We start from the raw sequence: 20,683 nt of genomic DNA, 5'->3' as shown, positions 1-20,683 counted from the left end.
CGTCCCGAGCCGCGGCGGCCCCTGACCGCGCCGCCGCGGCCCCAGAACAAGGAAGGGGCCTTCAGTGGCCCGTTACCTGATCACGCGCCTGGCCCAGGCCCTGGTCATCGTCGTGCTCGTCACGATGATCACGTTCGTCATCCTGCACCTGCTGCCGGGAGGCGCCGCCAGGGCCACCCTCGGCAAGGAGGCGACCCTGCAGCAGCTGGCCGCCTTCGACCACGAGATGGGCTACGACCGGCCCTGGCCGCAGCAGTACCTCATGTACGTGCGGCGCCTGCTGCAGGGGGACCTCGGCTACTCCTTCCAGCTCAACCAGTCGGTCACCGAGGCCATCGCCCAGCGGCTCCCCAAGACGATGGTGCTGTCGCTGCTGTCGACACTGCTGGCCATCGTGGTGGCCGTCCCGCTCGGGGTCGTCCAGGGGATGCGCCGCAACCGCTGGCCCGACTACGCCATCACCGCGGCGTCGCTGCTGGCCTACGCCACCCCCATCTTCTTCATGGGTCTCATCATGATCATTCTGTTCTCGCAGGTCTGGCCGATACTGCCGCCCGAGGCGCCACAGGGCTTCACCCTGCAGGAAGTGCTCGCCGACCCCGCCGGGCTCGTGCTGCCCACCGTGACCCTCGCCATCGTGACCGTCGCGGTGTACTCGCGCTACGTGCGTTCCTCGATGGTCGACAACCTCAACGAGAACTACGTGCGCACCGCCCGCGCCAAAGGACTGTCCGAGCCGCGCGTCGTCGCCGGGCACACCCTGCGCAACGGGCTGTTCCCCGTGATCACGCTGCTCGGCATGTACCTGCCCGCGTTGTTCAGCGGGGCCCTGGTCGTGGAGTCGCTGTTCAACTACCCCGGCATGGGACAGCTGTTCTGGCAGGCGGCGCTGCGGCGCGACTTCCCCATCCTGTTCGGCGTCACGCTGATCATCTCGATCGCGACCGTGCTCGGCGCGCTGCTGGCCGACCTGCTGTACGCCGCCGTCGACCCCAGGGTCCGCCTGAGGGCGAGCCGCTCATGACCACGACGGCCGAGACCGCCGGCGCGCGGGACGACGACGAGGCACCGGTCCGCGGGCTGTGGCGGCAGGGGGCCCAGGTGTTCTGCGAGAACCGGCTGGCCCTGGTGGGCGTCGCCCTGTTCCTGCTGCTGGCCGCCGTCTGCTTCCTGGGACCGCTCTTCTACCACACCGAGCAGGTGCACACCGACCTCGCCGCGGTGTACCTGACGCCCGGCACCGGCGGGCACCCGCTGGGGACCGACGGCGTCGGCTACGACCAGCTGGGACGCCTCATGCTCGGCGGGCAGACCTCCATCGTCGTCGGGCTCGCGGCCGGCATCCTGGCGACCGTCGTGGGCACCGTGTGGGGAGCCGTCGCCGGCTTCGCCGGCGGGTGGGTCGACGCGGCCATGATGCGCCTCGTCGACGCGATGATGTCGATCCCCTCGCTGTTCCTGTTCATGCTCATGGCCACCATCGTGACCCCGAGCGTGCCCATGCTGATCCTGCTCATTGGGGCGTTCGCCTGGCTCGGCCCGGCACGGCTGGTACGCGGCGAGGCGCTGACGCTGCGCTCACGCGAGTACGTCCAGGCCATGCGCTCGATGGGCGGCACCAGCGGCCGGGCGGTGCGGCGGCACATCATCCCCAACGCCATCGGCACGGTGATCGTCAACGCCACCTTCCAGGTCGCCGACGCCATCCTGTACGTCGCCTACCTGTCGTTCCTCGGCCTGGGCGTCCCGCCGCCCGCGGCCAACTGGGGCGGGATGCTCTCCGACGGCCTGGCCGACACCTTCAGCGGCCACTGGTGGCTGCTGTACCCGCCGGGCATCGCCATCATCCTCATCGTCCTCGCCTTCAACTTCATCGGCGACGGCCTGAGGGACGTCTTCGAGGTCCGCCTTCGGCGGCGCTAGAGCAGGAGAAGCGACATTGAGCGCACCTACCGACCCCGGCCCGCCCGCCGGCGACCCGGCCGGCACCGAGCCGCTGCTGCGGCTGCGTCAGGTCAGCACCGACATCGCCCTGCGCCGGGGCACCGTCCACGCCCTCGACGGCGTCGACCTCGACGTCCGGCAGGGAGAGATCCTCGGCATCGTGGGAGAGTCGGGCAGCGGCAAGACGATGACCGCCCTGTCGGTCATGGGCCTGCTCCCCGCGGGCGGCGCCGTCACCGGCGGCCGGATCCTGTTCGGCGGACGCGACCTGCTGTCCCTGCCCGCCACCGAGGCCCGCCGGGTGCGCGGCGTCGAGATGGGCATGGTGTTCCAGGACCCGCTCACCTCGCTCAACCCGACGATGCGCATCGGCACCCAGGTGGCCGAACCGCTGCGCGTCCACCGCGGGATCGGCAAGGCCGAGGCCCGGGAGCGGGCGATCGACATGCTGCGCAGGGTCGGGATGCCACGCCCGGAGAAGATCGTCGACGACTACCCGCACCAGCTGTCGGGCGGGATGCGCCAGCGGGTCGTCATCGCCATGGCCCTCATCTCCTCCCCGCGCCTGCTCATCGCCGACGAGCCCACGACGGCGCTCGACGTGACCACCCAGCGCCAGATCCTCGAGCTGATCGACGACCTGCGCGAGGAGTTCGGCATGGCCGTCATCCTCGTCACCCACGACCTGGGCGTGATCGCCGGCCACGCCGACCGGGTCGCGGTCATGTACGCCGGCCGCGTGGTGGAGACCACCAGCACCGAGCAGCTGTTCCGCTCGCCCCGGCACCGCTACACCGAGGCCCTCATGGAGGCGCTCCCGGAGTCGGCGGTCCGCGGGAACGGCGCCGACGAGCGGCTCTACAGCATCCCGGGCCTGCCGCCGGACCTGTCGCGCCCCCTGACCGGCTGCCGCTTCGCGCCCCGCTGCCGGTTCGCCACCGAGGAGTGCCGCACGACCGACGTGGCGCTGTCGGACGGCGAGCACCGGTTCGCGTGCCTGCACCCGGTCACCCCCGTCACCCTCGCGCCTCCCGTGCGCGCGGCCGCGGACCCCTCGCCGGCGGCGCGGTCCTCCGAGCCCGCCGCTCCGGGCGCGGTGCTGTCGGTGCGCGAACTGGTCAAGGACTACGAGTCGACGGCCGGCGGGGCGCTCGGGCGGGTGACCGGGCGGGTCAGCGCCGTGGCCGGGGTGTCGTTCGACGTCAGGCCCGGTGAGACGTTCGGGCTCGTGGGCGAGTCCGGGTGCGGCAAGTCGACCGTGGGGCGGCTGGTGGTCGGGCTGGAGAATCCCACCTCGGGGCAGATCCTGCTGGACGGCGCCGACGTCGCCACCCTGGACCGCCGGCAGCGCCGCCGCACCCAGCGGCAGATCCAGCTGATGTTCCAGGACAGCTACGCCGCGATGAACCCGCGCATGCGGATCGACGCCATCCTCACCGAACCGCTGGACATCCAGCAGGAGGGCGACGCCTCCTCCCGCCGCGCCCGCGTCGCCGGCCTGCTGGACCAGGTGGGCCTGTCTCGGCGCGTGCTCGAGCGTTACCCCCACGAGTTCTCCGGCGGCCAGTTGCAGCGCATCGGGCTGGCCAGATCGCTGGCGCTGAAGCCGCGGCTGATCGTCGCCGACGAGCCGGTGAGCGCGCTGGACGTGTCCATCCAGGCCCAGGTGCTCAACCTGATGCGCGACCTGCAGCGCGAGCTGGGGGTGGCGTACGTGTTCATCAGCCACGACCTGTCGGTCGTCGACTACATGTCCGACCGCATCGGCGTGATGTACCTGGGCAAACTCGTCGAGGTCGGCCCCGCGGGCGAGGTGGTCCGCAGAGCCCGCCACCCCTACACCCAGGCCCTGATCGACGCCGTCCCCTCGGCCGACCCCGACCTGGCGCGGCGCGAGACCACGGCCATCCGCGGTGAGCTGCCCAGCGCGCTGAACCCGCCCACGGGGTGCCGTTTCCGGACGCGCTGCCCCCTCGCCCAGCCCATCTGCGAGACCGAGCCGCCGCTGGCGGGCGAGGTCCACCAGGTGGCCTGCCATTTCCCCCTGCGCGCCGAGGCGGGCGCGTAGTGCCGCCGGGCTTCGGCGGCCTGGCCCGGCCGCCGAAGCCCGGTGAGGAAAACCTGTTGCGGGATTGTCGGTGGGGTTGGCTAGGGTCTGCTGCTGTGTCTGAGCAACCCCTGATCTACGCGCGTGGCCTGGTCAAACGCTTCGGCGACTTCACCGCCGTCGACGGCATCGACCTGCAGGTCGCCCCCGGGGAGGCGTTCGGCTTCCTCGGGCCCAACGGGGCCGGCAAGTCCTCCACCATGCGCATGATCAGTTGCGTGTCGCTGCCCACCGCCGGTGAGCTGCGCATCCTCGGCATGGACCCCGCGCGCGACGGCACCACGATCAGAGGGCGGCTCGGCGTGTGCCCGCAGCTGGACAACCTCGATCCCGACCTCAACGTCCGGGAGAACCTCACCACATACGCCCGCTACTTCGGCATCTCCCGCGCCGAGGCGCGTCGCCGGGCCGACGAGCTGCTGGAGTTCGTGCGGCTGTCCGACCGCGCCGGAAGCAAGGTCGAGCCGCTCTCGGGCGGCATGAAGCGGCGGCTCACCATCGCCAGGGCCATGGTCAACGACCCCGACATCGTGCTGCTCGACGAGCCCACCACCGGCCTGGACCCGCAGGCCCGCCACCTTTTGTGGGAGCGGCTGTTCCAGCTCAAGCGGCGCGGCACCACCCTGGTGCTCACCACCCACTACATGGACGAGGCCGAGCAGCTGTGCGACCGGCTGGTGGTCATGGACGGCGGGCGCATCGTCGCCGAGGGGTCGCCGCGCGCCCTGATCGAGACCTACTCCAGCGCCGAGGTGGTGGAGCTGCGCTTCGGTGACGAGCGGCCGGCCGACATGGCGGGCAAGCTCACCGGCATCGGCGAGCGCGTCGACCCGCTTCCCGACCGGGTGCTCGTCTACGCCGCCGACGGTGACGCCGCCACGGCCGAGGTCCAGCGGCGCGGGCTGGTCCCCACCAGCGTGCTGGTGCGCCGCTCCACCCTGGAGGACGTCTTCCTGCACCTCACCGGCCGGACGCTGGTCGACTGATGGCCGCGATCACCTCCCAGTTCTCCGCACGCTCCACCCTGGCGGTCCTGGAGCGCGGCCTGACGCTGTACCGCAGGCTGTGGCGGGCCTCGCTGTTCTCCTCCTTCGTGCTGCCCGTGCTGTTCCTGATCAGCATCGGCATCGGGGTCGGCGGATACGTCGGCGAGATCGGCGGCGTCGACTACCTGTCGTGGATCGTCCCGGGCGTGCTCGCCTCCACCGCCTTCCAGATAGCTTTCGGCGAGTGCACCTACCCCGTGCTCGGCGACTTCAGGTGGGTGCGCGCCTACCACGCCATGCGCGCCACGCCCGTGCAGGTCGGCGACATGGTGGCCGGCTGGCTGCTGTACATCCTGCTGCGCGTCCTGATCGCGGTGGTGGCCTTCCTCGGCGTCACCGCGCTGTTCGGCGCCCTGCACTCGCCCTGGGCGCTGGTCACGCCGCTGGTGTGCGCCCTGCTGACCCTGGCCGTCGCCGCCCCGACGATGGCGTTCGCGGCGAGCATCGAGCACGAGAGCTACTTCTCGCTGCTGTTCCGCTTCATCATGATCCCCGCGACGCTGTTCTCCGGCATCTTCTTCCCCGTCGACCAGCTCCCCGCCGTGGTTCGCCCCCTGGCGTACGCCTCACCGCTGTGGCACGGCGTCGAGCTCGACCGCGCCGCCACGCTCGGCATCACCCCGTCATGGCCGGTCGTCGCGCACGTGGCCTACCTTCTGGCGTTCGCCGCCGCCGGCCTGTTGTGGGCCCTCCACGCCTTCCGCAAGCGACTTCAGGACTGACACATGGTGACCACGATGATCGCCGCCCGGCTGTCCCCCGGCCGGGTCGGCGCGGTGATCGGCCGCAACGTGGGGGCGCTGCGCTCGGGCCCGTCCTACTGGCTGGTGCTCGTCTCGGGGTTCTTCGAGCCCCTGCTGTACCTGCTGTCCATCGGCGTCGGGGTCGGCGCGCTGGTCGGCGACCTGCCCGTTGACGGGCGGACGCTGCCGTACGCCACGTTCGTCGCCCCCGCGATGCTCGCGGTGTCGGCCATGTCGGGCGCGCTGTCGGAGACCACGTACAACTTCTTCTTCAAGCTCAAGTACCAGAAGACGTTCGAGGCGGTCCTGGCCACCCCGGTACGGCCGTTCGAGATCGCCGTCGGAGAGCTCACCTGGGCCATGGTGCGCGGCTCCCTCTACACCGGGCTCTTCCTGATCGTCATGGTCGCCCTGCGGCTGGCCGAGCCGCTGTGGGCGCTGGCGGCCTTCCCCGCCACCATGCTGGTGGGGCTGGCGTTCGGGTCGCTCGGCATGGCGGTCAGCACACTGCTGCGGGGCTGGCAGGACTTCGACCTGATGGCCACCGTCCAGTTCGCGATGTTCCTGTTCTCCGGCACCTTCTCCCCCGTCGGCGACTACCCGGCCCCGATGCGCATCCTGGTCGAGGTGACGCCGCTGTACCACGCCGTCGAGCTGGTGCGGGGCCTGACGCTCGGCATCCCGGGCTGGGGACTGCTCGCCCACGCCGCCTACCTGCTGGCCATGATGGCCGCCGGCCTGCTGTTCGCCGCCCGCCGGCTGCAGCGCACGCTGTGCGTGTGACCAGTCGGGTCATTCGGCAGGACAGGTGGTGCCGGGCTTGGGCAGTTCCAGGTCGGTCAGGTAGGCGGTGGCGTGCCGGATCGGGCACTTCTTGCCTGACAGGTACATCACGTGGCCGGGCCCGTCGTAGGCGACGGTCACCGATCCGGCGATCATGCGGGTGAAGCTCTCGGTCGAGGTGTAGTCGACCCACGTGGTGCCGACCCCCAGGACCGGCGGCAGAGCGCGCGTGGGCAGCGGGCGGGACGGGTTGGCCACCGGCAGCGGCCAGCCCGCGCATCCGAGCAGGTTGACGTCCGATCTCGCGTACTCAGGCACGACCTTCCGGGCCCTCCGGCGGAAGTCCTCAAGCCCGGCGTAGCTGCTGTACGCGCGGTCGTCCCCGCAGCTCATCACCAGCGCCGCCGGCATGGCGGCGTAGCGCGCCGTGAAGAGCGCCTGATCGGCGAACCCCGACCCGTCCCCGCGCCGGGCCTTGTCCACGGCGTCCGCGAATGCCGGCCAGTCGGCGTTCTGCGGCCCCGGATCGAGGGGGATCATGTACGGCAACAGCCATCCGGTCAGCCGACCTTCGCCGTACTGCGAGGAGGTGAGCGGGATCGGATGGCGGTCGGCGTCTCGCAGCAGCCTGTGCCACACCGCCTCGGCGTCCTCGCCGTGCAACGCGCAGGCGGGAGTGTCCGCGCACCACCCGGCGAACCTGGTGATCATCTGCCGCAGGACCGGCAGGCTCAGCAGCCGCTGTGCGGGCCAGCCCTCGGTCTGGTTGTTCACCCCATCGACGTACATGGCCCGGACGCGCTGCGGGAACAGCCGCGATGATCAGCAGGAGTTCTCCCGGGTCTCCGTGCCGCATCGAGACCCGATCCACCGAGGTCGGAACGCGCCCACTTACACTATTACCACCATTACAACGGGACAGATCGCGGTCCGCAGCGAGGAGGGAACGGGAGCCGATGAGCCTTCGCCAGTTCGAGTACGCCCTGGCCGTTGCCGAGGAGGGCTCGGTGACGGCGGCGGCGGAGCGGCTGCGCGTCGCCCAACCGTCGGTGTCCCAGCAGATCCGCGGCCTGGAGCGGGAACTCGGAGTGGAACTGTTCGCCCGCACGCCGACCGGACTGGTGCCCACCGTGGTCGGCCGCGCTTTCCTGCGGGAGGCGGAGGTCGCGGTGAGCGCGTCACGGCGGGCGAGGGCGACGGCGCGGGCCGGCGCCGCGGCGCGCTGGACCTCGCCCTGATGGCGGCGTGCGAGCAGTCCCCCGACGACGCCCACCACCTCGGCGACGAGGAGTTCGTCGTGGTGCTGGGCGCCGGACACCGGCAGCTGGCCGCGGACCGGGTCGAGCTGCGCGAACTGGAGGGAGAGCCGTGGGTGAGGTTCGACCGCGACAGCGCGCTCGACGGCGTGCTGCTGAACGTGCTGCGGGACAACGAGCTGACCCCCACCACGGTGGCCCGCGTGTCCCAGACCGCGACGGCCGTGCGCTGGGCCGCTCACGGGCTGGGGGTGACGCTCGTCCCGGCCTCCGCGGTGCCCCCCGGTCACGAGCACCTCGTTCGCCCGGTGCTCCCCGTCGTGTCCCAGCCCGTCATCGCCGTGGTCCGGCCCGGCGCGGGCCCGGCGGAGACGGCCCTTCTCGAACTCCTGCGTCAGGAGACCTGGCACGATTCCGCATTCTTCTCACCGGCGTCCTGACGGCGGAGAAGAAAGCGGGCGCCGCTGAATTCCTTTTGGTCGAGACCGGCGTTCCGGAATGCCGAGGGCGTCAACCCCTGGGGAATTCGCCGCCGTCCACGATGAGATTGCTCCCGGTCAGCCAGCTCGCCCGGTCGGAAACGAGGAACAGCACCGCGTGGGCGATGTCGTCGGGCCGACCATCACGCCCCAGCGGCACGACGGTCTCGTTCTGGTCCTGCGCCGCGTCCAGGCGCGCCCACTGCTCCCGCGTCGCCTCGCCGCCGGGGGTGGCGACTCTGCCGGGGGTCACGGTGTTGACCCGGATCCCGAAGGGGGCCAGCTCCAGGGCCAGTCCCCGGCTGTAGTTCTCCAGGGCCGCCTTGGCCGCCGTGTAGTGCAGGAACGGCGCCACCGGGGTGGCGACCGCGGCCGAGGAGACGTGCACGATCATCCCCGAACGCCGTTCCCGCATCCCCGGCGTCAGCAGCGAGTCCAGCCGCACCGACGCCAGGTAGTTCAGGTCCAGCGCGTCCTGCCACTCCTCGTCGGGGATGGCCGAGCTGCCCTTGTGCGGTCGCGCCCCACCCGCGTTGTGGACCAGGATGTCCACCCCGCCGAGCGTCTCCTGCGCGGCCGCGGCGAGCGCCTCCGCTCCGGCCCGTGTCCGCACGTCGGCCTCCACGAAGACGGCCCCCTCCGGCACGGTGCTCGTCGCCGATCTGGCGGTCGTGAGCACCTCGGCACCCGCGTCCAGGAGCCGGCGCACGACGGCCGCTCCGATTCCGCGAGAGCCACCCGTGACCAGGGCCCGCTTTCCCGCGAGTTCTCGCGTTCCCGATGCGTTCTCGCTCGTGGTCATGCCATTCGTCCTCTCGATTCCGTGTTATTCCGCTCGACATGAGAACAATCGACGTGCGCGGAACGCGAATTTCCGAAGAAATCGCGGTGGGCACCTCGTCGAGCTTTTTCACGGTACGCCCGGAAAAGGACGAGAGACAAAGACGAAATGTCATTAGATGCCATAGGTGATACCTATGGCGCCCGGCGCGGCGCCTGCCACCGGGTGTCGAGCAGGCCGTGCCGCATTCGGCCCACCAAGCGGACGTACAGCGTCTCCGGCGTGTCGTCGCCCGCGTCCCTGCTGATCGCCAGACTGCTGTGCCGTACCGACAGTTCGTTGGCGTCCACCACCATGCCCGGCGCGAGGATCAACTCCACGTTGCCGCCGTTCACCCGCAGCTCGATGACCAGCTCGGGTGCGCTGCGCACCGCGCTGGTCAGGTCCAGCGTCACGTCGCACCACGCGGTGCGCAGCGCCAGCCGGCGCGGCAGTGTCCAGCGGCCGTCACGGCGCACCGAGCCGTGCCGCTCCTTGATGACGAGCAGTTCGGCGGCCGGCGTCCCGGCGAACGGCGGCGTGCGGGCGCCATCCCTGCCCGGCACCGCGATCAGATCGGTGGTGAGCGGGGCCAGCGCGTCGATGGTGCGGGCGGCCAGCGCCGCAGCCAGCCGTTCGTCGAACTCGACCGGGTCGAGCCGGCCGTCGGCGACGGCGACGCTCAGCAGTTCGGCGACCCGGTCGCGGTCCGCGTCGGACGCGCGAAGCGCGGGCGGGCTGGGGGGATCTGCCGGCATCCGGCCTCCTCCGTGGTGAGGGGGTGGCACCGCGCCACCGAGTCTGGGACTATCTGCAGGTACTACAGCCGGCTCGTCCGGCCCTGCGGCCGTGTCCGCTCAGCTTCCCGTGGAGCTGTTCGAGCCGGTCGGTGCGGAAGCTCCAGGTCCTCCAGAGCTCGCCGAGATACCACGTGGGTTCAGGGAATGCACCTCGCGCCGCGCAGGACCTCTTCGACCCGGATGGATTCCGAGGCGGTCCTCGAGATGAGCGCGCCGTGCGCGTGGTCGACGACGTCGTCGCCGATTGGCGGTATCCGCCGGAGTGCTCGATGCCCTCGCGGACGCGGACCTCGCCGCTGCGGGTGTGGAGGTCGACCGAACCACGCCGATGGGCGGCCAGGGGTCAGATCGGCGGCTCGACCGTGCTCTGCTGAAGTGGGCGCGGCCTCGGAGGGTGTGCCGGGACCTTCGCGGGGGCCCGTCCAGCCGGACGGCGCCTACTCGCAGAAGACACGCAAGTGGCCATCGTGCAGCTCGAGCTCCACGATGGTCTCGTCGAGGTGCTCCACGAGCGCCCCGAGGTGTTCGGGCTTGAGCTGCGTCAGATCGAACGGCACGCCCGACCTGCTCAGCTCGGCGTTGGCCCGATCCAGTGCCTGCGGCGGGACCAGGGCCGCCAGCTGTACGCCGGCCCGCAGCAGTTGCAGCGGTACCCGCACGTTGAGCCGCTCCGACTCGCCGTTCTCGAGGAACTCCATCATCACCCGCAGGTACTTCGCCTTGCCTTTCGGCCGGACGGCGGGACTGGCCGCCGTGGGCGGCTGGGCTCGTTCGAGTGCGTCGATGAGCCGCCCCGCCTCGTCCGTGGTGATCTTGCCTTCGCTCAGCAGGTCGAGGATGCCCTTGCGCTGCTCGTTCATCGAAACCTCTCCTATCGGATGGCTACGAGTACAGCCGTACGGCTGTACTCCATGTCGATTCGGGTGCCGGGCAACGCGCAGGCGACCCGCCAGCCGACGCCGAGCGCCCGCACCGCATCGACGTGAAAGACGAGGCAGGCCACGACCGCGCCCAGGACGGCCAGGATCATGATCGGTGAAAGCACGAGCACGACCGGGAGCACTGGAATCCAGATCCGGATGCGGCGGCGGTCCGGGCGTTCGACCCGTACGGTCACCAGCTGGGGCATCACGTCCGCCCCTCCAACTCGGACAATGCCTGCTGCGCGGTGATCTCGCCGCGGCGCAGCCGATCGATGATGTCGGCCGGCGGCGACGCCGGATCGGTCTCGACGAAGTCGAGCATCTGCGAGATGCGGTTGAGGCGTGATTTGATCGTCGGATAGCTGACCCCGAAGATCCGTTCCATCTGCTTGATGGAACCGTGGCACCGCACGAACGCCGTGACGAAGATCTGGTCCTCGACGCTGAGCTGGGCCAGTTGCGGGAGCTCGAACTCGCCCTCGATCGCGACGCCGCTGCCTGCCAGGCGCACCCGCTCGACGACGAACGGCCGGCCCTGGGTCAGGTTCGTGAGTTCCTGCCAGTCCATCGCCTGATCTGTCATGTCTTAAGTTATACCTAGTTAAATCTTGATTTTCAAGATGTCGATCTTGATTTTCTTAACTCACGAGTCACTCCCCGCGCGGCGCCTGACATCCGGCGGGGCCGCCGCGATGACTTCGTCGAGTGCGCCCAGGGACGTCTGCAGGTCGCTGATCGATTGTGTGATCCGTTCACGTTCTCGATGCAGGTCGGCGAGCAGGTCTGGGCATGTCGGGATCAGCCGGTCGCCGTCGTCGCGCAGACAGGGAAGGATCGTGGCGATGGTGGAGGTGGTCAAGCCGGCGGCCAGGAGGCTGCGGATGCGGCGGACGGTGTCGATGTCCCCGTCGCTGTATTCCCGGTAACCGCTGGGACGCCGCTCGGGATGGAGCAGCGCTTGCTCCTCGTAGTAGCGCAGCAGGCGCTCGTGGACGCCGGTCCGCCGTGACAGTTCACCGATGCGCACAGGCCCTCCCTGGTTCGCCGCGAGGAAGTCGCCGCCGCGACTTGACTCTCACATTCATGTGAGACTTTAGCGTCCTTGCCATGAGAAGGACTATCGCGACGCTCGCGGCCCTGTGCGTGAGCGTCTTCGTCGTCGGGACGTCGGAGTACTTGATCTCGGGGCTGTTGCCCCAGGTCGGAGCGGACCTGAATGTGTCGGTGGGCACGGCCGGGCAGGCGGTCACCGTCTACGCGCTCGGAGTCGTGGCCGGTGGCCCCCTCGTGGCCATGTCGACCACCAGGATGCCCCGTAAGGGGCTCGCGCTGGGGCTGATGCTGTTGTTCGCGGTGGGCAGCGCGATCTGCGCCCTGGCCCCCTCCTACGAGCTGCTGCTGGTGGGCCGCCTGGTCTCGTCGTTCAGCCACGCCGCCTTCCTCGCCCTGGCGCTGGTGATGGCGACCAGCGTGGTCCCGCCGGACAAGACCGGCACGGCGATCTCCACGGTCGCCTCCGGCTTCACCGTGGCGACCCTGCTCGGCGTGCCATTGGGCGCACTGCTGGGGGAAAGCGCCGGATGGCGCGCCCCGTTCGCCGTCCTGACCGCACTGGCGGTGGCAGGGGTCGTGCTGCTCGCAGCCGTCCTGCCCAAGCAGCCGGCCCCGGCCACGCGGCTGCGGGACGAGGCCCGGGTGGTGACCCGCCGTCCGGTGCTGCTGGCCATCGCCACCACCGCGGTCGGATTCTCCGGCGTCAGCACGGTGTTCACCTACATCGCCCCGTTGCTGACGCGCGTGTCGGGATTCTCCTCCACGGCCGTCTCGGGGCTCCTGCTCGCGTACGGGGCGGGCAGCTTTTGCGGTAACCTCCTCGCCGGCCGGCTCACCGACAAGTCCATGAGCGCCACCGTGCGTGGCGTGTTCGGCGGGTTGACCGGTGTGCTCGTCCTCATTCCGTTCGCCGCCGTCTGGCGGCCTTCGGCAGTGGCGTCGGTCTTGGTGCTCGGCCTGCTCGCCACCGCCACCATCGCGCCCCTGCAGGGGCTGATCCTGCGCCACGCGGGCGACGCCCCGACGCTGGCCTTCTCCGCCAACGTCGGCGCCTTCAACCTCGGCGCGGCCACCGGCTCGGCCATCGGCGGCGTCATCGTCTCGGCGGGCGCCCTGCGCTGGACCGGGCTGGCCGGCGCGGCCCTGAGCCTGGCGGGCCTGGCCCTGACCTACCTCGCCCTGCCTCGCACGCCCGCGGCCACCCGGCCGGCCGAAGACGACGTCCCGGCCGCCGTCGTCTGACTCCTCACCGATCACGCCCGGAAGGAGTCAGCGTTCGCGCCGGGAGCCCGGGACGACCAGGCCCGTCTCGTAGGCGGCCACGACGGCCTGGGTGCGGTCGCGCAGGCCGAGCTTGTTCAGCACCCGGCTGACGTGCGTCTTCACCGTCTCCTCGGTGACGGTCAGGCGGGCGGCGATCTCCGGGTTCGACAGCCCCTCCGCGATGAGCCGCAGCACCTGCGTCTCGCGGGGGGTGAGCGCCGACAGCGCCTCGCTCCCGGAGTCCTCGGGCCTGCGGCGCAGCATGGCGAACTCGCCGATCAGCCGCCGGGTGACCGCCGGGGCCAGCAGCGCCTCCCCCGCGGCGATGACGCGGACCGCGTCGAAGAGACGTTCGGCGGTGACGTCCTTGAGCAGGAACCCGCTGGCCCCCGCGGCGAGGGCGTCGTAGACGTACTCGTCCAGGTCGAAGGTGGTCAGGATGAGGATCCGCGGCCCGTCGGCGTGCGAACCGGCCAGCCGCCTGGTGGCCTCGATGCCGTCCATGCCGGGCATGCGCACGTCCATCAGGACGACGTCGGGGCGCAGCTCGCCGCACAGCCGCACCGCCTCGGCGCCGTCGCGGGCCGTGCCGACCACCGTGAAGTCGGGCTGGGTGCCGAGCAGCTCGGCGAAGCCGGTGCGCACCACCAGGTGGTCGTCGGCGACGATGATGCGAACGGCGCTGTCGGCGCTCATGCGGCGGTCGCCTCCTTACCCGGAAGGAGGGCCTCGACGAGGAAACCGCCGCCGGGGCCGGGCCCGGTGCGCAGCTCGCCCCCCACGGCCGCGGCGCGCTCCCGCATCCCCGCCAGCCCGTGCCCCCCGGCCGTCACCGGTCCCGGGCCGTCCCTTCGGGTTCCCCGCGGCGCAGGACCTCCGGATCCCGTCGTCCGGCCGCCGGGGCCGTCCTCCGTGGCGTGGGGGCCGGGGCCGTTGTCGCGGACGGACAGGCGCAGGGTGCCGCCGGTGTAGTGCAGTTCGACGTCGACGGCCGCGCCAGGCGCGTGCCGGCGGGCGTTGGTGAGGGCCTCCTGGACGATGCGATAGGCCGCCAGCTCGACACCCGGGTCGAGCGGGACCGGCGGGCCGCGCAGGATGAGCCGGGTTCCGGTGCGGGAGGCGTCGCGCGACTCGTCGAGCAGTTCGTTCAGCTCGGCCAGGCTCAGACCCGGCTGCGGCCGCCGGGCGGGGGCGTCGGTCTCGGCGTCCTCGCGCAGCACCCCCAGCAGCCGCCGCATCTCGGTCAGCGCGGAGCGCGCGGTGTCGCCGATGGCCGACAGCCGCTCGGCTCCGGCGGCGGGCATGCCGGGGACGGCGAGCCGGGCCGTCTCGGCCTGCACCGCGACCATCGAGATGTGATGGGCGACCACGTCGTGCAGCTCGCGGGCGATGCGGGCGCGTTCGCCGCGCGCGGTGTGCTCCAGCAGCGTGTCGGCGATGACCTGCCGCGCGGCCGTACCGGCCAGGGCCTCGCCGCGCGCCCGCCGCGCGACCCCCGTCAGGGCCGCCGCCGGGGCCAGGCAGGCCAGCAGCAGCGTGAGCGTCCCCGTCTCGCCGCCCGGCGTGCCGGTCAGCGCCAGCACCGGGAACGGCGCGGCCAGGAGAAGGGCCAGGGGCTGGGAGCCGGTGCGGCCGAGGCGGTATCCGGTGACCAGCTGCGCCACCGCCCCCGCCACCGTCAGCGTGTGGAAGGCCGCCAGGGACAGCGTGACCGTGGTGGAGACGATCAGCGCCGCGGCGGCGGGCTGCGCCCACAGCGGCGCGACGGGCAGCGTGGTCGCCAGGGCGATCAGGCCGGTCACCGTGTAGCGCAGCGCCGAACCGGGCCCTCCGGCCCGGGGCGCCATGTCGGCGTACCCGACCACCCCGCCCGGTGGAGGCATCATGCCGGGCGCGGTGACCGACTCCCCGAACGCGGCGGACGGCACGCCTCGCGCGTGCGCGAACGACTCGGCCAGCGCGACCAGCGTCAGCAGCACGGCCGGGCCGTACCGGGCCGGCGCGGGCGGGCACCACGCCGGGGCCGTGCGCCGCGCCACGGACACCGCCTTCCGCACCCATGCGGCCACGTGTCGCCTCAGGAAGAACGCGCGCCCGGTCACCGCGGCCACGTGATCCTGTCGGGAGGCAGGGCTCCCCGGTGCTGCCGCGCGAATGGCGCATTCCTCCCCGTACCGCACGCGTTCCCGGCCTGGGAACGGCTGCGCCCTCCCCTGGCCGTCCATCGGCACGGCCGGTCGTCCGCTGAGTTCACGCACGTCATTGTCCCGGTCGTACGGCGTTGTGGCATCCCTCGCGTGAGGGACCCCGCCTCGCTGACGCCAGGGACGGCGAAGATCGCTCCCCGGCGCGACGCCCCGGCCCCCTGCCGCTGCCTACTCTGCGGTGGCATGGAAGCAACGATCGAGGTCGCCGGGCTGCGCAAGCGCTTCGGCGGGACCACGGCCCTGGACGGCATGACGTTCACCGTGCGGCCGGGCCACGTCACCGGGTTCGTCGGCCCCAACGGCGCCGGCAAGTCCACCACCATGCGGGTGATCGTCGGCCTGGACACGCCCGACGAGGGCCACGCGCTGGTCGGCGGGCGGCCGTACCGGAGCCTGAGCCGGCCGCTGTGCCATGCCGGGGCGCTGCTGGACGCCGCCGCGCTGCAGCCCAGCCGCACCGCCCGCGACCACCTGCTGTGGCTGGCCCACTCCCAGGGGCTGGGCGCGAAGCGGGTCGACGAGGTGGTGGAGCTGGTCGGCCTGGGCTCGGCGGCCCGGCGCCGGGCGGGAGGCTTCTCGCTCGGCATGCGGCAGCGGCTCGGGATCGCCGCGGCGCTGCTGGGCGACCCGCCGGTGCTCCTGCTCGACGAGCCGGTCAACGGCCTGGACCCGGAGGGCGTGGTGTGGATCCGCGGCCTGCTGCGGTCGCTGGCCGCCGAGGGGCGTGCCGTGCTGGTGTCCAGCCATCTGATGAGCGAGCTGCAGGACACCGCGGACCATCTGGTGGTGGCCGGCCGGGGCCGGGTGGTCGCCGACGTCGGCGTCGCCGAGCTGATCGCCTCGGCGTCCCGGGGCCGGGTCACGCTGCGGACCTCCGCGCGGCCCGAGGCGATGGCGCTGCTGGCCCGCGCGGGCGCCATCGTGGCCGTCACCGGCGCCGACACCCTCACCGTTTCGGGCCTGGCCGCCGAGGACGTGGTCGGGCTGCTCGGACGGGACGCGGTGCCGTTCTCCGAGGTGACGGCCCATCGGGCGACGCTGGAGGAGGCCTACATGGACCTCACCCGGGACGCGGTGGAGTTCCGGGCCGCCACCGAGCGGGGGACGCGGCGATGACCGCCTACCGTACACAGCTTCCACCGAGACGGGACGGGGTGGGGACGCTGCTGCGCGCGGAGTGGACCAAGTTCCGCACCGTCCGGGGCTGGGTGATCGGCACGGTCGCCGCGGCGCTGGTCACCGTGCTGCTCGGGCTGATGTCCGCCGCGAGCACCCACGACTCGTGCGACAACGGCGCCACGGGCACGGTGTGCGCCGGCGGTCCGGTGGGGCCGGACGGGCAGGCGGTCAACGACGACTTCTACTTCGTGCACCGGACGCTGAACGGCGACGGGATGATCACCGTCCGCGTGTCGTCGCTGACCGGCCGCATCCGCCTTCCCTCACCGGACCCGCGCAACCAGGGTGACGCGCGGTTGAAGAGCGGGGTGACGCCATGGGCGAAGGCCGGCGTCATGATCAAGGACGGTGTCCGGCAGGGGTCGGCGTACGCGGCGATGATGGTCACCGGTGCCCACGGGGTGCGGATGCAGTACGACTTCACCGAGGACGTCGCCGGCAGTCCCGGCGGTGTCTCGCCGGCCTCCCCGCGCTGGCTGCGCCTGGCCCGCTCCGGGGATGAGCTCACCGGCTACGAGTCGGGCGACGGCGCGCACTGGACCAAGGTCGGCAGCGCCCGGCTGACCGGGCTGCCGGCCACGGTGCAGGTGGGGCTGTTCGCCGCCTCCCCGGGCGCCGTGACGATCAAGCAGGGCGACTTCGGCGGCACCATCGTCCAGGACCGCTTCGCCGAGGCCACCGCGGTGTTCGACCAGGTCGGCCTGGAGGGTGACACGGCCCCGGGCGAGTGGGGCCGCGACGACATCGGCGTGCGGTACGAGACCGACGGGGTCACCCCCCACCACCCCGGCGGGATGACGCGGTCCGGCGGCACCTTCACCGTGACCGGGGTCGGCGACATCGGGCCCGGCGGGGAGGGCCACAAGATCGAGGACAGCCTGACCGGTGTGCTGAGCGGGCTGATCGTGATCGTGGTCGTGGCCGTCCTGTACGTCACCGCCGAGTACCGGCGCGGCCTGATCCGCACGACCTTCCTCGCCGGCCCGAGGCGGGGGCGGGTGCTCGCCGCGAAGGCCGTGGTGATCGGCGCGGTCGCCTTCGCCGCGGGGCTGGCCGCCGCCGGCGCCGTCGTCCCGCTCGGCACGCGGATCCTGCGTGAGGGCGGCAACCCGATGCTGCCGGTGAGCGCGTTCACCGAGCTGCGCGTCGTGGTGGGCGTCGCGGCGCTGGTCGCCGTCATCGCCGTCCTCGCGCTCGCCCTCGGGGTGGTGTTCCGGCGCGGCCCGGCGGCGATCACCACGGTGATCGCGCTGGTCGTCCTGCCCCACATCCTCGCGACCTCCTCGGTCCTGCCGATGGAGGCGGGCCGGTGGCTGCTGCGCCTCACCCCGGCCGCCGGCTTCGCGGTCCAGCAGAGCGTCCCGCGGTACCCGCAGGTGGACGACGTCTACTCCCCGACGCTCGGGTATTACCCGCTGCCGCCGTGGGCGGGGTTCGCGGTGCTGTGCGCGTACGCCGCGCTCGCCCTGGGCCTGGCGCTGTTCCTGCTGCGCAGGAGGGACGCGTGAGACCGTACCTGCGCGCGGAATGGACGAAGCTGCGCACGCTGGCGGGCGCCTTCTGGCTGCCGCTCGCCGTCGTCGCCCTGACGGTGGCCGTGAGCGCCGCGGCGTCGGCCACCGTGCACTGCCGGCCGGACAGTTGTGACATCGACGCCCCGAAGCTCGGCCTCATGGGCGTCCAGGCCGGTCAGGCGCTCGTCGCGATCCTGGCGGTGCTGGTGGTGACCGGCGAGTACGGCACCGGGATGATCCGCGCGACGCTGGCGGCGATGCCGCGCCGGGGCGCGGTGCTGGCCGCCAAGGCGGCGGTCGTGTCCGGTGTGACGCTGGCGGCGGCGATCCCCGCCGTGCTCGGGTCGCTGCTGGCGGGGCGGCTCATCCTGCCCGGCAACGGCTTCACCCCGGAACACGGCTACCCGCCGCTGTCGCTGACGGACGGGCCGACGCTGCGCGCGGCCGCCGGGTCGGTGCTGTACCTGGTGCTGATCGCCCTGATCGGCCTCGGCGTCGCCACCGCCGTCCGCGACTCGGCGACGTCCGTCGGGGTGGTGCTCGGCCTGCTGTACGCCATGTCGGCCCTGCCGTTCCTGATCCACGACCCGGACTGGCAGCCGCTGCTGTGGCGGCTGTCGCCGATGAACGCCGGGTTGTCGGTCCAGGCCACGACCCACCTGTCCGAGCTGCCGATCACCCCGTGGGCGGGCCTGGGCGTGGTGGCCGCGTGGGCGGCCGCGGCGCTGGCGGGCGGCGGGCTGCTGCTGCGGCTGCGCGACGCCTGAGACGACGGGACGGCAGGCGCTAGCCGTGGGTGAACGGGGTGACGGCACGGACCGCGGTGACGGGGATCGGGCCGTAGATGTGCGGGAACGCCTCCCGCGCGTCCGGCGGCACCTCGGCCACCACCGGGCTGCCCAGCAGATCCTCCTCGATGTGCAGCACGACCAGCGGCTCGGTCACCTGCGAGTAGAACCGCTCCGCCACCCCGCGCAGCTGCTCGGTGTCGGCGCACGCGTGGATGAAGCCTTCCTGCTCCAGCGTGCGTCCGAGGGTCGACACGAGGTACGCGCCGTCGTCCTGGGCGGCGTCCCAGTCGGCCGCCAGCGCGAGGTGAAGGATCGTCACCGTGTCCACCCTAGACCGATTTCCCGCACATCGCCGTCATTCGCCGAGACCGATCGCCGGACCATGCTGCCTCCGCTGTCGTTTCCTCTTGTCACCGCAGAAGCCTCAGAAGCCGACGCGGGCGATGATCTCCAGCACGAACGGCGCGGCGACGACGAGGACGGCGATGACGATCAGCAGCGCGATCACGTTGCCGACGAAGCTCGACCGGCCGGACCGGCGCGCCAGCCGCGCCGAGTCCTGAGAGGATTGGCGCGCCCACTGGGCCGCCCTGGCCGCGTTCTGGTCGGCGTTCTGCCGGCTCTGCCACGATGAGAAGTTCGGGTTGGTCATGACCGTCTTCCCTTTCGGATCGATGGATCAGGTCCTTCATTGGGGCGGGTCCCCGGCCGGGCCGTCTTGCGACCTCCGTCCCGGGATGCGTGTTCGGATGGCGCCGGCGAGCAGAGCGGCGCCGAGAGGCCCGGCGCCCAGAAGGTAGGGGGCTCCCGGATCGCCGGTGAGCGGGCCGAGCAGCGCGGCGAACGCGATGAGCGCTCCAGCCGCCGGCCGGACCGGTCCGGCACGGACGAGCCCGTACGCCAGCAGCGCGATGCCGGCGGCGGCGGCATAGGCCAAGGCGAGCCGCGGGACGGGCTGCGCCGCGCCCCACCACCCGCCGGCGACCCGGAGCGTCGCCTCGACCGTCCAGGCCGAGGCGACCACTCCGAGCAGGGCCAGTGCGACGGCGGCCCGCCCCCGCCCTGCGTGCCGCGCGACGTCGCGGTACACCGTCGCGGTCGCCGCCACCCCGGCCCATGCGCCGGCCCCCCACATCACCTCGGCGGACGCGGTCAGGGTCCCGGCGAGGCAGAGCATCGCCGAGGCCAGCAGCCCCAGCCCGCCGAGCGCCTGCGCTCTCATGTCCGTCGTCAGGGCCGGCGGTGCGGGCTCAGCAGTGGTTGCTCAGCGACATGTGCTCGATGAGCGGGAACAGGTCGGCGTCGAACTCCGCCTCGGTGTCCTTGATCTGCCACCGGTACGGCTCGGTGTGGCTGGGCATGTTCTTGACGAACTTCGTCAGGTTCGTGGGGGCGGAGCGGGTGTGCCTCAGCCAGCCGAGCACGGCGCCGTTCCCGTCCTTGATCTTCGCCCACATCAGCCAGGCGTCGTCGTCATCACTGCTGGTGACCGTGCCGTCGAAGAAGGCCTTGCCCTTGGAGGTCAACGTCCATCGGGCACCCGAGAACATCGTGCAGTCGCCCGCCCGCATCGTTCCGAAGGTGAAGGTCTTGGTGGCCAGGGCGGTGGTGCCCTGCGCCCGGGCGGTTCCGGTGGTGGCGAAGGTCAGTCCCGCGATCAGGGCCGCAGCGGTCGATACGGCGCCCAGCGTCCTTCGGGTCCCGCGCATGGGATTCTCCTTTCCTGAAGGTGGCTCGTCGATCAGTCACCCTCAGGGTGGGCGGTACCGCGTCCC

Annotated in this window: 25 protein-coding genes; 12 read left to right on the top strand and 13 right to left on the bottom strand. The window is 72.0% G+C overall.

Translation table 11 applies throughout. The annotated features are described in order from the left end of the window. The first annotated feature begins 64 nt into the window (after positions 1-64). From KIK05_RS09505 to KIK05_RS09480, 6 genes are all read left to right on the top strand, one after another. Positions 65-1,024, top strand: a complete 960-nt coding sequence (locus KIK05_RS09505; protein ID WP_214410233.1) for an ABC transporter permease — start codon at positions 65-67, stop codon at positions 1,022-1,024. Beyond that, positions 1,021-1,923 carry an ABC transporter permease gene (locus tag KIK05_RS09500; protein ID WP_214410232.1) on the top strand — a complete coding sequence of 301 codons (903 nt, stop codon included), beginning with the start codon at positions 1,021-1,023 and terminating at the stop codon, positions 1,921-1,923. Before KIK05_RS09505 ends, KIK05_RS09500 begins: the two co-directional genes overlap by 4 nt. Before the next feature lie 16 nt (positions 1,924-1,939). Next, positions 1,940-4,012 (top strand): dipeptide ABC transporter ATP-binding protein, encoded by a 2,073-nt coding sequence (locus tag KIK05_RS09495; protein ID WP_214410231.1) that lies wholly within the window; start codon positions 1,940-1,942, stop codon positions 4,010-4,012. A 95-nt stretch (positions 4,013-4,107) separates the two neighbouring features. Beyond that, positions 4,108-5,037, top strand: a complete 930-nt coding sequence (locus KIK05_RS09490; protein ID WP_214410230.1) for an ABC transporter ATP-binding protein — start codon at positions 4,108-4,110, stop codon at positions 5,035-5,037. After that, positions 5,037-5,819 (top strand): ABC transporter permease, encoded by a 783-nt coding sequence (locus tag KIK05_RS09485; RefSeq protein WP_214410229.1) that lies wholly within the window; start codon positions 5,037-5,039, stop codon positions 5,817-5,819. Before KIK05_RS09490 ends, KIK05_RS09485 begins: the two co-directional genes overlap by 1 nt. Positions 5,820-5,822: 3 nt before the next feature. Continuing rightward, on the top strand, positions 5,823-6,623 hold the full coding sequence (locus tag KIK05_RS09480; protein WP_214410228.1) for an ABC transporter permease: 801 nt from the start codon (positions 5,823-5,825) through the stop codon (positions 6,621-6,623). A 9-nt stretch (positions 6,624-6,632) separates the two neighbouring features. Here the strand turns inward: KIK05_RS09480 and KIK05_RS48805 are convergent, their stop codons facing one another. Beyond that, entirely contained in the window at positions 6,633-7,397 is a 765-nt protein-coding gene (locus KIK05_RS48805; RefSeq protein ID WP_214410227.1) for an alpha/beta hydrolase, read from the bottom strand. A 182-nt stretch (positions 7,398-7,579) separates the two neighbouring features. Between KIK05_RS48805 and KIK05_RS48030 the strand changes: the two genes are divergently transcribed. Beyond that, positions 7,580-7,861 carry a LysR family transcriptional regulator gene (locus KIK05_RS48030; protein WP_214410226.1) on the top strand — a complete coding sequence of 94 codons (282 nt, stop codon included), beginning with the start codon at positions 7,580-7,582 and terminating at the stop codon, positions 7,859-7,861. Further along, positions 7,861-8,319, top strand: a complete 459-nt coding sequence (locus tag KIK05_RS09465) for a LysR family transcriptional regulator substrate-binding protein (protein WP_214410225.1) — start codon at positions 7,861-7,863, stop codon at positions 8,317-8,319. Before KIK05_RS48030 ends, KIK05_RS09465 begins: the two co-directional genes overlap by 1 nt. A gap of 70 nt (positions 8,320-8,389) precedes the next feature. Here the strand turns inward: KIK05_RS09465 and KIK05_RS09460 are convergent, their stop codons facing one another. The 6 genes from KIK05_RS09460 to KIK05_RS09435 all read right to left on the bottom strand — a co-directional run bounded on the left by KIK05_RS09460 (position 8,390) and on the right by KIK05_RS09435 (position 11,928). Beyond that, positions 8,390-9,160, bottom strand: coding sequence for an SDR family oxidoreductase (locus tag KIK05_RS09460; protein WP_214410224.1), 771 nt, complete (start codon positions 9,158-9,160; stop codon positions 8,390-8,392). A 173-nt stretch (positions 9,161-9,333) separates the two neighbouring features. After that, positions 9,334-9,936: a DUF1707 SHOCT-like domain-containing protein gene (locus KIK05_RS09455; RefSeq protein WP_214410223.1), complete on the bottom strand. Its 603-nt coding sequence runs from the start codon at positions 9,934-9,936 to the stop codon at positions 9,334-9,336. A 479-nt stretch (positions 9,937-10,415) separates the two neighbouring features. After that, positions 10,416-10,838 carry an SHOCT-like domain-containing protein gene (locus KIK05_RS09450; protein WP_214410222.1) on the bottom strand — a complete coding sequence of 141 codons (423 nt, stop codon included), beginning with the start codon at positions 10,836-10,838 and terminating at the stop codon, positions 10,416-10,418. Positions 10,839-10,849: 11 nt separating this feature from the next. Further along, the gene (locus KIK05_RS09445; protein ID WP_214410221.1) at positions 10,850-11,107 is read right to left on the bottom strand and encodes a hypothetical protein; all 258 of its coding nucleotides are present in this window, start codon (positions 11,105-11,107) and stop codon (positions 10,850-10,852) included. After that, on the bottom strand, positions 11,107-11,469 hold the full coding sequence (locus tag KIK05_RS09440) for a DUF2089 domain-containing protein (protein ID WP_214410220.1): 363 nt from the start codon (positions 11,467-11,469) through the stop codon (positions 11,107-11,109). Before KIK05_RS09440 ends, KIK05_RS09445 begins: the two co-directional genes overlap by 1 nt. 75 nt (positions 11,470-11,544) lie before the next feature. Further along, entirely contained in the window at positions 11,545-11,928 is a 384-nt protein-coding gene (locus KIK05_RS09435) for a MerR family transcriptional regulator (RefSeq protein WP_214410219.1), read from the bottom strand. Between the two features lie 80 nt (positions 11,929-12,008). On the opposite strand from KIK05_RS09435, the gene KIK05_RS09430 reads away from it, so the two are divergent. Beyond that, on the top strand, positions 12,009-13,196 hold the full coding sequence (locus KIK05_RS09430) for an MFS transporter (RefSeq protein ID WP_214410218.1): 1,188 nt from the start codon (positions 12,009-12,011) through the stop codon (positions 13,194-13,196). 27 nt (positions 13,197-13,223) lie between these two features. Here the strand turns inward: KIK05_RS09430 and KIK05_RS09425 are convergent, their stop codons facing one another. Continuing rightward, positions 13,224-13,913 (bottom strand): response regulator, encoded by a 690-nt coding sequence (locus KIK05_RS09425; RefSeq protein WP_214410217.1) that lies wholly within the window; start codon positions 13,911-13,913, stop codon positions 13,224-13,226. Continuing rightward, complete coding sequence (locus tag KIK05_RS48025) at positions 13,910-15,256, bottom strand: sensor histidine kinase (RefSeq protein WP_214410216.1); 1,347 nt, start codon at positions 15,254-15,256, stop codon at positions 13,910-13,912. The genes KIK05_RS09425 and KIK05_RS48025 overlap by 4 nt, the downstream gene beginning before the upstream one ends. Positions 15,257-15,607: 351 nt before the next feature. Between KIK05_RS48025 and KIK05_RS09415 the strand changes: the two genes are divergently transcribed. Genes KIK05_RS09415 through KIK05_RS09405 form a run of 3 tightly spaced genes read left to right on the top strand, consistent with a single transcriptional unit; the run spans position 15,608 to position 18,884 of the window. Further along, positions 15,608-16,540, top strand: coding sequence for an ATP-binding cassette domain-containing protein (locus KIK05_RS09415; protein WP_214410215.1), 933 nt, complete (start codon positions 15,608-15,610; stop codon positions 16,538-16,540). Further along, positions 16,537-18,111 carry a DUF1349 domain-containing protein gene (locus KIK05_RS09410; RefSeq protein WP_214410214.1) on the top strand — a complete coding sequence of 525 codons (1,575 nt, stop codon included), beginning with the start codon at positions 16,537-16,539 and terminating at the stop codon, positions 18,109-18,111. The genes KIK05_RS09415 and KIK05_RS09410 overlap by 4 nt, the downstream gene beginning before the upstream one ends. After that, positions 18,108-18,884 (top strand): ABC transporter permease, encoded by a 777-nt coding sequence (locus KIK05_RS09405; RefSeq protein WP_214410213.1) that lies wholly within the window; start codon positions 18,108-18,110, stop codon positions 18,882-18,884. Before KIK05_RS09410 ends, KIK05_RS09405 begins: the two co-directional genes overlap by 4 nt. Before the next feature lie 19 nt (positions 18,885-18,903). Here KIK05_RS09405 and KIK05_RS09400 read toward each other — a convergent pair whose 3' ends face one another. From KIK05_RS09400 to KIK05_RS09385, 4 genes are all read right to left on the bottom strand, one after another. Then, positions 18,904-19,227 carry a DUF952 domain-containing protein gene (locus KIK05_RS09400; RefSeq protein WP_308249835.1) on the bottom strand — a complete coding sequence of 108 codons (324 nt, stop codon included), beginning with the start codon at positions 19,225-19,227 and terminating at the stop codon, positions 18,904-18,906. Between the two features lie 105 nt (positions 19,228-19,332). Further along, positions 19,333-19,560, bottom strand: coding sequence for a hypothetical protein (locus KIK05_RS09395; RefSeq protein ID WP_214410211.1), 228 nt, complete (start codon positions 19,558-19,560; stop codon positions 19,333-19,335). Between the two features lie 36 nt (positions 19,561-19,596). After that, on the bottom strand, positions 19,597-20,130 hold the full coding sequence (locus KIK05_RS09390; protein ID WP_214410210.1) for a hypothetical protein: 534 nt from the start codon (positions 20,128-20,130) through the stop codon (positions 19,597-19,599). A gap of 28 nt (positions 20,131-20,158) precedes the next feature. Then, on the bottom strand, positions 20,159-20,617 hold the full coding sequence (locus tag KIK05_RS09385; protein ID WP_214410209.1) for a DUF6294 family protein: 459 nt from the start codon (positions 20,615-20,617) through the stop codon (positions 20,159-20,161). Between the last annotated feature and the right edge of the window lie 66 nt (positions 20,618-20,683).

The sequence above is a fragment of the Sphaerisporangium fuscum genome, from assembly GCF_018531465.1.
GTDB lineage: Bacteria > Actinomycetota > Actinomycetes > Streptosporangiales > Streptosporangiaceae > Sphaerisporangium > Sphaerisporangium fuscum.
This window is presented reverse-complemented; position numbering and strand designations above follow the sequence as displayed.